Annotated in this window: 15 protein-coding genes; 8 read left to right on the forward strand and 7 right to left on the reverse strand. The window is 67.3% G+C overall.

The window, feature by feature from the left end:
• Nucleotides 1-2: 2 nt before the first annotated feature.
• Nucleotides 3-482 carry a (2Fe-2S)-binding protein gene (locus VFP86_15665; protein HET9001077.1) on the reverse strand — a complete coding sequence of 160 codons (480 nt, stop codon included), beginning with the start codon at nucleotides 480-482 and terminating at the stop codon, nucleotides 3-5.
• Between the two features lie 160 nt (nucleotides 483-642).
• Here VFP86_15665 and VFP86_15670 point away from each other — a divergent pair, with 160 nt between their 5' ends.
• The gene (locus VFP86_15670) at nucleotides 643-855 is read left to right on the forward strand and encodes a CDGSH iron-sulfur domain-containing protein (GenBank protein ID HET9001078.1); all 213 of its coding nucleotides are present in this window, start codon (nucleotides 643-645) and stop codon (nucleotides 853-855) included.
• A 9-nt stretch (nucleotides 856-864) separates the two neighbouring features.
• On the forward strand, nucleotides 865-1,218 hold the full coding sequence (locus VFP86_15675; GenBank protein HET9001079.1) for a DUF971 domain-containing protein: 354 nt from the start codon (nucleotides 865-867) through the stop codon (nucleotides 1,216-1,218).
• Here the strand turns inward: VFP86_15675 and VFP86_15680 are convergent, their stop codons facing one another.
• On the reverse strand, nucleotides 1,219-2,430 hold the full coding sequence (locus tag VFP86_15680) for a mandelate racemase/muconate lactonizing enzyme family protein (protein HET9001080.1): 1,212 nt from the start codon (nucleotides 2,428-2,430) through the stop codon (nucleotides 1,219-1,221).
• 37 nt (nucleotides 2,431-2,467) lie between these two features.
• On the opposite strand from VFP86_15680, the gene VFP86_15685 reads away from it, so the two are divergent.
• The 5 genes from VFP86_15685 (at nucleotide 2,468) to paaD (ending at nucleotide 5,693) form a co-directional block, all read left to right on the forward strand.
• Complete coding sequence (locus VFP86_15685) at nucleotides 2,468-3,028, forward strand: thioredoxin family protein (GenBank protein ID HET9001081.1); 561 nt, start codon at nucleotides 2,468-2,470, stop codon at nucleotides 3,026-3,028.
• 120 nt (nucleotides 3,029-3,148) lie between these two features.
• Nucleotides 3,149-4,087 carry a 1,2-phenylacetyl-CoA epoxidase subunit PaaA gene (gene paaA / locus VFP86_15690; GenBank protein ID HET9001082.1) on the forward strand — a complete coding sequence of 313 codons (939 nt, stop codon included), beginning with the start codon at nucleotides 3,149-3,151 and terminating at the stop codon, nucleotides 4,085-4,087.
• On the forward strand, nucleotides 4,084-4,428 hold the full coding sequence (locus VFP86_15695; GenBank protein ID HET9001083.1) for a 1,2-phenylacetyl-CoA epoxidase subunit B: 345 nt from the start codon (nucleotides 4,084-4,086) through the stop codon (nucleotides 4,426-4,428). The genes paaA and VFP86_15695 overlap by 4 nt, the downstream gene beginning before the upstream one ends.
• Complete coding sequence (gene paaC, locus VFP86_15700; GenBank protein HET9001084.1) at nucleotides 4,429-5,205, forward strand: 1,2-phenylacetyl-CoA epoxidase subunit PaaC; 777 nt, start codon at nucleotides 4,429-4,431, stop codon at nucleotides 5,203-5,205.
• Entirely contained in the window at nucleotides 5,199-5,693 is a 495-nt protein-coding gene (gene paaD, locus VFP86_15705; protein ID HET9001085.1) for a 1,2-phenylacetyl-CoA epoxidase subunit PaaD, read from the forward strand. The genes paaC and paaD overlap by 7 nt, the downstream gene beginning before the upstream one ends.
• Here paaD and VFP86_15710 read toward each other — a convergent pair.
• Together VFP86_15710 and VFP86_15715 are read right to left on the reverse strand one after the other, a co-directional pair.
• Complete coding sequence (locus VFP86_15710; GenBank protein ID HET9001086.1) at nucleotides 5,690-6,790, reverse strand: M20/M25/M40 family metallo-hydrolase; 1,101 nt, start codon at nucleotides 6,788-6,790, stop codon at nucleotides 5,690-5,692. The two genes, paaD and VFP86_15710, sit on opposite strands and share 4 nt — an antisense overlap.
• A gap of 204 nt (nucleotides 6,791-6,994) precedes the next feature.
• The gene (locus tag VFP86_15715; GenBank protein ID HET9001087.1) at nucleotides 6,995-7,573 is read right to left on the reverse strand and encodes a hypothetical protein; all 579 of its coding nucleotides are present in this window, start codon (nucleotides 7,571-7,573) and stop codon (nucleotides 6,995-6,997) included.
• Between the two features lie 235 nt (nucleotides 7,574-7,808).
• Between VFP86_15715 and VFP86_15720 the strand changes: the two genes are divergently transcribed.
• Nucleotides 7,809-8,312 (forward strand): hypothetical protein, encoded by a 504-nt coding sequence (locus VFP86_15720; GenBank protein HET9001088.1) that lies wholly within the window; start codon nucleotides 7,809-7,811, stop codon nucleotides 8,310-8,312.
• A gap of 82 nt (nucleotides 8,313-8,394) precedes the next feature.
• Here VFP86_15720 and VFP86_15725 read toward each other — a convergent pair whose 3' ends face one another.
• The 3 genes from VFP86_15725 to VFP86_15735 form a co-directional block, all read right to left on the reverse strand.
• Complete coding sequence (locus VFP86_15725) at nucleotides 8,395-9,684, reverse strand: DUF1501 domain-containing protein (protein ID HET9001089.1); 1,290 nt, start codon at nucleotides 9,682-9,684, stop codon at nucleotides 8,395-8,397.
• 13 nt (nucleotides 9,685-9,697) lie between these two features.
• Nucleotides 9,698-11,095, reverse strand: a complete 1,398-nt coding sequence (locus tag VFP86_15730) for a DUF1800 domain-containing protein (protein HET9001090.1) — start codon at nucleotides 11,093-11,095, stop codon at nucleotides 9,698-9,700.
• A 61-nt stretch (nucleotides 11,096-11,156) separates the two neighbouring features.
• A partial coding sequence (locus tag VFP86_15735; GenBank protein HET9001091.1) for an amidohydrolase occupies nucleotides 11,157-12,268 on the reverse strand: 1,112 nt, incomplete at its 5' end.

Below are 12,268 nucleotides of genomic sequence, written 5' to 3' on the forward strand. Positions count from 1 at the left end.
GGTCATCCATCCTTCCGGCGGCCGGTCTCGCGCGCGGCCAGGGCCGCGGCCTGAATGCGGAGTTGCGCGCCGCACCGGCAGACGTTCCCGTCCACGGCCCGCCGGATCTCCTCCGCGGAGGCCTGCGGATGCCGGCGGAAGAGACCGCGGAGCGCCATGATCTGTCCCGGGGTGCAGAACCCACACTGAAATGCGTCGTGCTCGATGAACGCGGCGAGAAGCGGATCCGAATCCTGGGCCGCCGCCTCGATAGTCTCGACGGTCCGCCCGTCGGCCTGGACTCCCAGGAAGAGACACGACAGCACGGCGCGTCCGTCGACCAGCACGGTGCAGGCGCCGCATGTGCCAATGCTGCATCCTTCCTTGGTGCCGGTCAGGTGGAGATCGTCGCGGAGCACTTGCAACAACGTGCGGCGGGGCGGGGAGGCGAGCTCGTGCGCCCGACCATTGATGACGCACTGAATCCGGTGCGGTGAGTTCACGGCATCCTCCGAACCAAGTGTGTGGGGACGACGTTCAGGATTCGGCTCCTCGTCCCGCGGGTCCTCCGGAGCGGAATCGGCGTTCCCTACGAGACGTTACGCCAGGGGAACGGCTCAAGCCTGGTTGGTGATTCCGGAGATCAGAAAAAAGGAGGCTGCGATGGCCGATGTGACGATCACCCCGCTCGACAACGGACCATATCTCGTGAAGGGTCCCGTGAAGATCATCGACACGGATGGGACGACGTATGAAGTAAAGAAGGAAACCGTCGCGCTGTGCCGGTGCGGAGGATCGGTGTCGAAGCCGTTCTGCGACGGGACCCACAGCAAGATCGGGTTCGCGGCCGCGAATCGGGCCGTCAAGGGCGGATAGCTCCGGTCGATGGCACGGACGCCCACGCCGGTTGAGATCACGCAGGAGCTTCCCGGGCACCTGGTGATGGTGTGGGATGACGGGCATCGCAGCCGTCACGCCTTTCGGACGCTGCGGGAGCGGTGTCCGTGCGCGCTGTGCGTGGACGAGTGGACGGGCGAAGGCCGGCTCGATCCATCGACGGTCTCCGACGAGATTCACCCGAAAGAGGTCGGGCGGGTCGGGGCGTACGCGCTCAGGTTTACGTGGTCGGATGGCCACTTGACCGGGATCTACACCTATAAGTTCCTGCGCGAGATCTGCGAGTGCGAGATCTGCGCGCGGACCCGGGCAGGGGGCGCCTCGGGCCGGTCGCGGTCCTGATCAGCGCAGCGCGTACCGCCGGACGGCCTCCGGATCCAGATCGAGCCCGAGGCCCGCGCCCTGGGGGAGGGGGATCTGCCCTTCGGTGGGCGACGGGAACGGCGCCGTGAAGATGTCCCGAAGCGGGTTCTGAATGTACGCGGTCCCCATGTACTCGTACGTGTAGAAGTTCGGCGCGGCGGCGGCGAGGTGCAGGGACGCCAGGTGGGCGATCCCACCGCTGAAGCCCGTATGGGGCGCGTAGAGCAGGTTGTGCGCGTGGGCCATCGCCCACAACCGGCGCGCCGCGGTGATGCCGCCGATCCGGGCGACCTCGGGTTGGAGCACATCCACACAGCCACGGGAGATGAGATCCCGAAACCCAAACAGCCCGAACTCGGTTTCGCCCGCGGCCAACGGCACCCGGACCGACCGGCGCAGATGCGCGTACCCGTCCACATCGTCCGCCGGAACCGGCTCCTCGAGCCACGCGACGTTGAGCTCCTCGAGTTGCCGGCCCACGCGGATCGCCGTTCCCACGTCGTACGCTCCGTTGGCGTCGAGCATGATCTCCACCTCCGGGCCGACCGCGTCGCGAATCGCGCGCACCGTCCGCACGTCGGCGTGGTGGCCGCCGCGGGCGGCCGGCCAGCCCACCTGTACCTTGATCGCGGCGTGCCCGTGCGCGACGAGCACCCGCGCTTCCTCCGCCATCCGTGGGATCTCATCGAAGTAGACCTTCGAGACATAATAGCGGACACGGTCGCGCCCCGCGCCGCCCAGGAACTTGTACAGCGGTTTGCCGACCGAGCGGGCGAGGAGATCCCACAGGGCAATATCGATCCCGCTCATCGCTTCGACGACGAACCCGCGGGAATGGCCCCACCGCCTGAGCAACGTGAGCATCTCATCCCAGAGACCTTCGACATCCCAGGGGTCGCGGCCGATCAGGGCGGGCGCGAGCAGGCGGTCGACGATGGTGGTCACGACCTCCGGGGCGCGACGAACGATGCACTCGCCGATCCCCGTCAGTCCGTCGTCGGTCCGCACGGTCACGAGCGTCGCGTAAAATGTGGCGAAGGTGCCGATCGAAAACTCCACCGGCCGGGGCGGCGCGGCCGCAAGCGGCGTCGCGGTGATCGAGGCAATCTTCACGGACCCGGTATTCGGGACCCGCGGACCCCTCTCCTCGGCGGTGCGCATGAAATACCCCGGGACCGCCGGGGCGTTCACCTCATCAGACCGTGACCAGAAAAAAAGGAGGCGAGGGATGGAGTGGGGCAGGGTCTTTGCCGACGCACTCAGTTACCAGGACTTCCTGACTAAGCATGGGACCCCAGACCAGCAGAAGCGCTGGCAGGGCGTGTACGACGCCGTGGCCCTCACGGGCGACCAGCGAGAATTGCTGACCGGGTTTGTCCGCGAGATGCACGTCCTGTGCGTTGCGGGAGCCTGGTGCGGCGACTGCGTGAATCAATGCCCGATCCTCGAGCGGATCGCCGAGCAGACCCCGCGGGTCGTGGTGCGGTTCGTCGATCGGGACGCCCAGCCGGCCGCGCAAGACGCGCTGGTCATGAACGCCGGGAGGAGGGTTCCGGCCGTCATCTTCTTGAGCGAAGACGATTACGAGTGCGGCCGGTACGGAGACCGAACGGTCGCGACGTACCGGCAAATGGCCGCCGACAGGCTGGGCCCCGCGTGCCCGACCGGGATCGTGCCCCCTGGTCCCGCCCTCCTCTCCGCGGTCACTGCGGAATGGGTCGCCCAGTTCGAGCGAATTCAGTTGATGCTCCGCCTCTCCAAGCGGCTCCGGGAGAAGTACGGAGACTGACTCCCGAAGAGCCGCGCTCGAGTGTGCACTGGTTTGCGGGGTGGGCGCCTTGTGTGTTACCATATGTGACGATAAACTCTCGTTGTGCGAAAAAATGTCACATTGTTAAGAGGACGGGCCATGGCGGAAAATGTAGGGCCCCATGACGATCCCGAACTCCTTGCGCGGTTCAACACACGCGTGGCATCCGGAGAGCAGATCGAGGCCGGAGAATGGATGCCTGCGGAGTACCGGTTCGAGGCGCTCCGCCTGATTCAGATGCACGCGAACTCGGAAATCATGGGCGCCCTCCCCGAGCGGGAGTGGATCCCCCGTGCGCCCACGCTCGCCCGGAAGATGGCCCTGACCGCCAAAGTGCAGGATGAGGTCGGCCACGCCATGCTCCTGTATCGTGTGGCAGAAACCCTCGGCCGGTCGCGCGAGGAGATGTTCGCCGAGTTGGTAGAGGGACGCTCCCGGTTCCACAACGTGTTCCACTATCCGGCGGAGACGTGGGCGGATGTGGCGATCATCCAGGTGTTCGTCGACGGCGCCGCGATGCAGACCCAGGGGGCGCTGCGCTCTTGCTCCTACGCGCCCTACGCCCGCGTCCTCAAGCGGATCTGTTATGAAGAGGACTTCCACATCCAGTTGGGGCTGGACGTCTGGCGGGCCCTCGCGGAAGGCACGCCGCGCCAGCGGGCGATGCTTCAAGACGCCCTCAACCGCTGGTGGACTCCGATCATTCACTTCTTTGGCATGCCCGACCGGATCTCGCCGCACAGCGAGAAGATGCTCGCGTGGCGGATCAAGGTCAAGTCAAACGAGGAGCTGCGCCAGCAGTTCCTGCGCCGGTTTGTCCCGATCATCCTCGAGTACGGCCTCGACGTCCCCGATCCCGCCCTCCGGATGGTGGAACCCGAACAGCGATATGTCTACACCGAGCCGGATTGGGAGGAGCTCAAGCGGGTCGGCCGCAACAACGGGCCGAAGAGCGCCGAGCGGCTCGCGCTCAGGCAGGCGTTCTACCGCCAGCACGCGTGGGTGCGAGACGCGGTCGCGCACGGGGCGGCTGCGTGAAGGCCGCCGGATCGTGGGAACAGCGCCTCGACGCGCCCCGTGATGTCTGGGCCGTGTTCCTCCAATCGCGGACACGCGATCCGCACATCCACGTCGGCGACGTGCACGCGCCCGACGCGGAGATGGCGCTGGTCTTGGCCAAGGAGAACTACGCCCGCCGCGATCCCTGCGTGAGCCTGTGGGTCGTCCGCGCCGACGAGATCCACGCGACGACGGCCGATGCCGCCGAGATGTTTGACCCCGCGCTCGACAAGAGCTACCGCTTCGGCGGCTCGTACCGCAAACAACAACAAGTCTACCGGAGCGCCTGGCGGCTGTCGCACCGGGATGAGGATCAGTAGATGATCGGCCCGCCGGGGGTGATCGCGGACGCCGATGTGCATACGGCTTTCCGGGAGTGGCTCCTTCGAGCCGCCGACGACGAGCTTGTCATCGGCCACCGCCATTCGGAGTGGACGGGGTTCGGACCCGACATCGAGAGCGATGTCGCATTGAGCAGCATCGCCCAGGACGAGATCGGGCATGCCCGCGCGATGTACGCGCAGATCGTCGCCGATGCGGACCGCGACACCGACCATCTCGCCTTCTCACGCCCCGCCTCCGAGTACCGCCACGGGATCTTCCTGGAACGAGAAAACGGAGGGTGGGAGTGGAGCATCGCGCGCCTCGCCCTCTACGAACGCTATGACACGCTGCGCCTCAGGGCGCTCGCCGCGTCCAACCAGGAGCCCGTTGCGGGTCTGGCGCGGGCGCTGCTCCGGGAAGAACGGTACCACACCTTGTTCGCCGACACGTGGCTGGCGAGGATGTCCGAAGGAAGCCCCGAGGGGCGCACGCGAGTCCAGGCCGCGATCGACGCCGCGTGGCCCGATGCGCTCGGCTTGTTCGAGCGCACCGACGCGGACGAGCGGCTCATGGCCGCCGGGATGCTCCCAGCCTCGGACCATCGGGGATCCTGGGAAGCCGCCGTGCGGCCCCTGCTCGAGTCTTGCGGCCTCACCGTGCCATCCGCAATCGCGCGCGAGGGCGGCCGTCGGGGAACCCACACCCCCGAGTTCGACCGGCTCCTTGCGCAGATGACAGAGGTCCGGCGGTCCGACCCTGAGGCGCGATGGTGACCCCCGCGGCGCTCACCGAAGCGGTCTGGGATGTCCTCCGGACGGTCGAGGACCCGGAACTCCCGATTGCCATCACCGACCTCGGACTGGTCCGCGATGTGCAGGTCGCCGGCGACCGGATCTCGGTCCGTCTCGTCCCGACCTGGACGGGGTGTCCAGCGCTCGACGTCATCAGGGCGCGCGTGCGGGAGGCGCTTCAGGCCCTTCCGGGCGTCACGGACGCCGCGGTCGAGTACACCTACGACGAACCGTGGACGATAGACCGAGTCACCCCGCGCGGACGCCGACGCCTCGAGGCGCACGGCCTCGCGGTGCCCCGGTGCCGCTTCAGCGAGCCGGCGGTGTGCCCCACCTGCGGATCACGCGAAGTCGCGCTGGACAGCCTGTTCGGGCCGACCCTGTGCCGGGCCACCTACATCTGCCGCGCCTGCCGCAATCCCTTCGAGCGATTCAAGCCGCCCGCCGATCCCGAAGACCTCGGACGCTAGATCGCCTCGATTAGACCGTGCAGCGCCCGGGCGGCCGCGACCATTCCGGCCACCGAGGCCGATTCGTTCGCTTTGTGCGGTTGCCCGATCGATCCCGGCCCCAGGTTGCAGAAGTCGTGGGTCCGCTCGGCAAAGATCGAGAGGTCCTGGCGGCCCTGGGAAAACTGGATTGGGGCGCTCCCCTGCGTCTTTTGGAGGGCCTCTACCGCAGTCGCGAGCGTGTGCCCGTTCCGGTCGGCGAGCGTGGGCAGGCACAGCTTGCTGATCTCCAGCTCGTGATTGACGCCCTGGGCGGCCTCCCGGAGCTCCGCCTCGAATGTGGCGTAGTCCTCCCCCACGGAGAGCCGCCGGTCCACCGTCAGCCTGAGCCGGTCGGGAATGATATTGTCCGCCACCCCAGCGTGAGCGGCAACGACCGAGAGCGATGGAACGCTCTGCACGCCCCGCACCACCTCGATGGGCTTGAGGCGCTCGGCGATCGCTGCGATCCGCTCGATCACGGCGACCCCCCGGTAGATCGCGTTGTCGGCTCGGCGCCAGTCCGACGAGTGGCCGCTCCGCCCGACCACGGTGAGCGCCGCGATCGCCCGCCCCTGGCACCCGATCCCGATCGACAGACGGCCTGAGGCGTCATCGTATGAAGGTTCCGTGGTGATCGCGTAGTCCGGTCGCGCCCGGCCAATCAGCCGGCGCACGCCATTCCGGGGAATGATCGAGCCCCCCTCCTCATGGTTCGTGAACGCAAACCACGTGCGGGTTCGCGGACGCACGTGTTGGGCGAGCCACATCATGCAGGCGAGGCCCGCCTTCATGTCGGACGCGCCGAGTCCATACACCCGGCCGGCCTCCACCCGAGCCGCGAACGGATCGGTCTTCCAGCCGTCTACCGGAGGCACCGTGTCCATGTGTCCGTTCACGACGAGCAGGCGGTCGCCTTGGCCGACCTCCGCGGTGATGTTCCCCTCCTCATCGCGTTCCACGGCCACCCCGGCGGTCTTCAGGTGATCGTAGATGTACGCGGCGAGCGGCGCCTCTTCGCGGGTCACGCTTCGAATGCTGACAAGATCGCAGAGGGTCCGCTCGAGATACGCCGCCATTTCGGACACGCCACATCACCTCTTCGCACAGGTTCCACGGGGATCGAGGATCCCGCCGGGACTATCGAGTGGTTTGCACCGCGTCACGTTTCGATTGGGACTGAGACGATCCCTCTCAGCCGGGTCGCGCAGGCACGGTTGAGACAACGCGCGGCGCCCGCGATATTCTTGCGGGCGCCGGTTGCGTGGGGTAGGACGAGAGACCTATTTACCGGTGGGACGGAAGCTCTCCAGAATCTGGGAGATGTCCCCGAAGGACTTGCGGACGGTCTCCGGCTGATTGGGGGTGGCCCCGAAGATCATGTATCCGGTCTTGTCCACGGTAAAGTAGACCATGACGCTGTAGAGCTCATGCTGCTGCTTGGCCATCGTAAAGTACCGGTAAAACGCCGGGCGTTTCGCAATCGTCGCCGTCCCTTCCTTGACCAGCGCGTACCCTTCCAGCTTCTCGCCCATGGATTCGCCGGTGATCATGCCAAACGTCCGGGGCGAGAGCGCCCGTTCGAGCGGCATCCCCATCACCATCAAAACCGTCGGGGCGTCGCGCGACGCGCCGGGGTCGATCGCCATGAGCATCGAGAACAGGTTCTTGCCCATCTGCGACACGATCTCCCCGGCCAGGGGCGTGGCGTTCATCGACACGATTTCCCACGAGGTGGGAAAACTGATGGAATAGCGTCCGTTCGGATCGGTCACGCTCCGCAGCGTAGGCTCAGCCGAGGCCGGGACCGAGGCGGCGAGGAGCAGCACGCCACAGAGGGAGCTCGCGAGTCGTAGCCGCATCGGCGCCTTCATGGTATTGCGGAGTATAGCATAGCCCCGCGGCGCCGCAAGACGGTCGCGTTCACGGCCAAAGAGATTTATCCGTTCGGAGGGGATGCCGGCATCTGATCGAACGAGCAATCCTCGGTGAGATCTCTCACGCGACGGAGGAGAGATGACATGAAATCGGTCGAAAGCTTCGACCGGCCGGGCGCAGGAGGCGCGCGTCCAGAGTGCGCGGAATATCTGGCCTCACATGCCTGAGCAGCAGCGCGATCCCTGGACCGTGGTGTGGCAGGACGTCGCCGCCCTTCGTGCCGACGCCGGGCGGCTTCGCCACCTCTCCCAACAGGAGCCGCTGGCCCAGCCGCGGCCCGGCTATCCGCGCGCCGGCCTGGGGCGGTCCCATGCCGACGAGGTGCGCGACGTCCTCACCGGGATCGAGCAGAGGCTCGAGCGCATCCGATCGGCCCTGCCCAGCGTCGTCCCGTCGGGTCCTCCGCTTGGGATCGCCGCCGACGAACGCCCCCCGGAGATCGTGAAGCGCGCCGACGCCTTGCGCCGATTGACCTCGACACTGGCGCAGGAAGCGTTCCAACCGGTGCCGGCGCTGCCGCCGCACTCCCCCCCGTACCTGGTCGAGCCACCCGGACATGACCTCGCGGGCACGAAGGCGGTGCTGCTCGCGGTCGGGATCGAGGACCTCACCACGTCGGTCCAGAACCTCTTGGTCTCCGCCGCAAACGCCGCCCCGGGATAAACACCAACCGGCCGATCCCTTCGCGTACGGAACCGGCCGGTTGTGGGATACCTGTCACGGGGGGGAGTGACCGGCACGCAGACTATCCCGATCGGGGCACGCCAACCCGCGGCCGCAGAATCTCGAGGGTAGGGAACCGGCCGCTCAAGATCTGCTGACTGCCGATCCCCATCCAATGTTCGAGAACGGTCGCATAGACGCTGCGGAAGTCCATCTGGAACTTCAGGTCGCCCTGATCAAGATCCGTCAGGCTGGGATGCGGACCATGGACGCCCGGAGCGACGTTCGCCCCGATCAAGAACATCGGCGCCGCCGCCCCGTGGTCGGTCCCGGCCGAAGCGTTCTCCGCGACGCGCCGGCCGAATTCCGAGAAGGTCATCACCAGGACGCGGTCGGACAAGCCCTTCTGCGTGAGGTCTTTGACGAACGCGTCGAGGCCGGCGCCGAGCTGCTCCATCAACCGATCGTGACGGCCGGCCTGCGCGGCATGGGTATCGAACCCGCCCAGCCCGACGTAGTAGACGCGCGTCGGCGAGCCCGCCGAGATGAGCTCGGACACCAACCGGAGTTTGAGGCTGAACGGGTCGCGCGGATAGGGCCCCCCGGTGTCCGACAACCGTCCCGCGACCCTGCGGATGTCATCGGAAGCCAGAATCGCGTCCATCGCGGTGTGGGTCAAGAAATCCACCGTGGGCTCCTCGCCCGGTACCGGCTGCATCACCTGTCGATACGCTTCGACCTCTTGGGCCCCGCCGCCGGCGAGCGGATGAAACGCAAACGCCTGCGGGCTCTCCAGCACGACCGCCCGCCCGGATCCTCCCTGCATCGCCAGCGGCATCTCGGCCCCGAGCATGGCGAGCCCCGCGGTCGGTCCGCAGTTGGGACACTCGCTGTCGAACAACCGCCCCAACCAGCCCGTACGCGGCCCGGTCCCGGCCGGGTCGGCCGTGTGCCAGATCTCCATCGACCGGAAGTGACTCCGGTTCGGATTCGGGTACCCGACCCCCTGGACGACGGCGAGCCGCCCGTCGTCGAAGAGCGCCTTGAGCGGCTTGAGTCCGGGGTGGAACCCCAACTCGTCGGTGACGCGCAGGACGCTTTGCTGGGGCACCGCCAAGTGCGGCCTCGCGCGATAGTACTCGTCGTGAGCGAACGGCACCACGGTGTTGAGGCCGTCGTTGCCTCCACCCATCTGGACAACGACCAGGATGGGGCCGTCGAGCCGTCCGGTTGTAGGCGCGGTGAGCGCTTGATCCCATGGGTTGTTGATCGCCAGGGCCGTGCGTGTGAGGAACATCGGTGCGGTCGCCCCGGCGGCCACGATCGTCAATCCTTTGGTGAGGAACTCGCGGCGGGTCATCATGTTCTGCATCGTCGTGGCCTCCTCAGCTGACCTGGTACTCGGGCAGGCTCATCATGAGATGGATCCCCGCCTCTCGTCCGATGTTCTTGATCGCCCGCGCGACGACCGTCTTGCGGGAGGACGCGATCGGCCGCTGCAGGAGCTGTGCGGCCATAGTCTCGATGGAGGACAGCGCCGTGATGTCCGGGGTCCCGAACTTCCCTGAGAGGAGCGCGCCGGCAAGGTTCGCGCGGCTGAACACAGTTGCTGCGTTGATCCAGGCCTGCCCGCCGTCCCACCCCTTCACCGTCGGCGGATAGAAGAGCCGCTGGCCCGCGTCGCCTGCGAGGAACCCGAGGCGCGGCCAGTCCGGATCGGCGATCCCGAGATGGCGCACCGCACCGACCACGAACTCCACCGGGCTCTTGATGTTGGCATGGACGACCTCCGGCCGGTAGAACGCCTGCGACCGGAACATCGCGCGGAGGACCGGCGCGATCTCGTATCCGCTGGCCGTGAGCTGTCGGGCCATCGCCTCCACCAGGTCCGGGTCCGGGGTGGGGGAGACGAAGAACTTGGCCAGTTTCCCGGCGATCCAGCGCGGAGTCGCGGGGTTGGCGAGGATGATCCGCATCACGTCGGTGCCATCGAGGTTGCCGCTCTGACCGAGGAACGTCTTCGGACCGTCGTCGTGCAGCGCCGGTTTCAACGCGAAGTTCCTGCGGTCCTCGAACGTCCGATACTCCCGCAGCGTCCATCCGGTCCACGCCCGGGCAGACTCGAGGATATCTGCCTCCGTGTAGTGCCCGATCCCCATCGTAAAGAGCTCCATGAGCTCGCGAGCCCAGTTCTCGTTCGGGTGCCCCTTGCGGTTCGCGTCGTTGTTCAGGTACCGCAGCATCGCGGAATCCCGGGCAACGCCGTCCAGCAGGCGGGCGAAGTTCCCTGCCGCGAACTGCCGGAAGAGCTGGTTCTGGTTGTAGATCGCGATGGCATCATGAACATCGCCGGCCGATGTGGTGAAGTGGCCATGCCAGAACAGCGTGAGTTTCTCCTGAAGGGGAGCCCGCGTCTTCGCCATGCGGTCGAACCACCAAGAGGTGAGCGCGACGAGTGCACGTCCGTGCGCCCGATTGGCCTCTTCGTAAGCGGCGCGGAGTTGGGGGTTATCGTTCGGTTTGGTCTTGGTCCGGATGAACTCGGCGATCATCTCGTCGACCCGCGCCTCCGACTGGCGGATCTCGCCAAACGAAGGCGGAGACGGGGCGTCGCTCGGAAATGCGAACAGGGCGTCGACCGCCCTGTCGGGACCGACCTGCACCGCCTGCGCGATCTCAGAGGGAAGCGGTCCAAACCCAGCGCGGCGCAGCAGGTGCCCCGTCTTTCCCACGTCCCAGCGATCCTGAGCGGAAGGGGAAAATGGCTCGAGGCCAGACGGCATGAACGACCTCCTTCGTTGCGTGAGTGTCTAGGACGATCCCGACCCCACGCGGGGTCGCTCCCTAAGCGCTCGAAGTTCCGGGAAAGTTCCCCGCTTCAAAGTCCCGCCGCACCCGATCGACGAGCTCCGGGACGGCCAGCAGGTCGATCGCCGTCATCGCCATCACCCGAGCATCGTTCATCATCCCGGTGAGCCCGATCTCCGCGGCCCCGGCCGCGAGTGCCTCACGGGTGTGCATGCCGACCCCCGGAGGGCAGGTCGGGAGCCCATAGCTGAGCGTCGGTACCGCCTGCGCGAGGTTCCCCAGGTCCGTGGAAGCCCCCACGAACCGAGCGGTCATCTCGAAGCCGAGGGCGCGGGCGTTCTCCTTCACGACCTCCGCGAGCGCCGGGTTGAACTTGATGCCGTCGTGGAACTGCCCCCGCGTGACCTCCAGCGTCGTCCCCGTGGCCGCCGCCGCACCCTGCGCGCAGGCTTCCACGCGGCTCATCAGCTCCTCGACGTACCGCCCGTCCGGCGATCGCAGCCCAAGCTCCATCGCCGCGCGCTCGGGGATGATGTTGACGGCCTGCCCCCCGTCGGTGACGATCCCGTGGATCCGAGCATCGGGATGGATCTGCTGGCGAAGCGCGCTGACCCCGTTAAAGGTCAGGATCACCGCGTCCAAAGCGTTCAGGCCTTTCCACGGGGCCGCGGCGGCGTGCGCCGGCCGTCCGGTAAAGGCGAACTCAATCGACTGGACGGCGAGACATCCCGTCGCATACGAACAATGGTCGCCGGCGTGGTACTGCAGCGCCACGTCGAGACCGGCGAAGGCATCGCGCTCGAGCATCAGGATCTTGCCACCGCCGCCCTCTTCGGCCGGCGTCCCGTAGTAGGTGATGCCCCCGGCCAGCTCGGGCAAGACGGTCCGCAGCGCCGCGGCGGCCGCCATCATTCCCGCGGCCATCAGGTTGTGGCCACACGCATGCCCGAGGCCGGCGAGCGCGTCGTACTCGGCGATCAGCCCGACGGTCGGCCCTGGAGATCCGCCCCGAGCTCTCGCGGCCATGGCCGTCGGCAGGTCTGCAACCCCGGCTTCGACGTCGTAGCCGTGCCGCCGGAGCGCCGCGCTGACCCACTCCAGAGCCTGGCGCTCCTGGAACCCGATCTCAGGGTTCGCGTGGATCCGCA

This window comes from bacterium (assembly GCA_035703895.1).
Taxonomy (GTDB): domain Bacteria; phylum Sysuimicrobiota; class Sysuimicrobiia; order Sysuimicrobiales; family Segetimicrobiaceae; genus Segetimicrobium.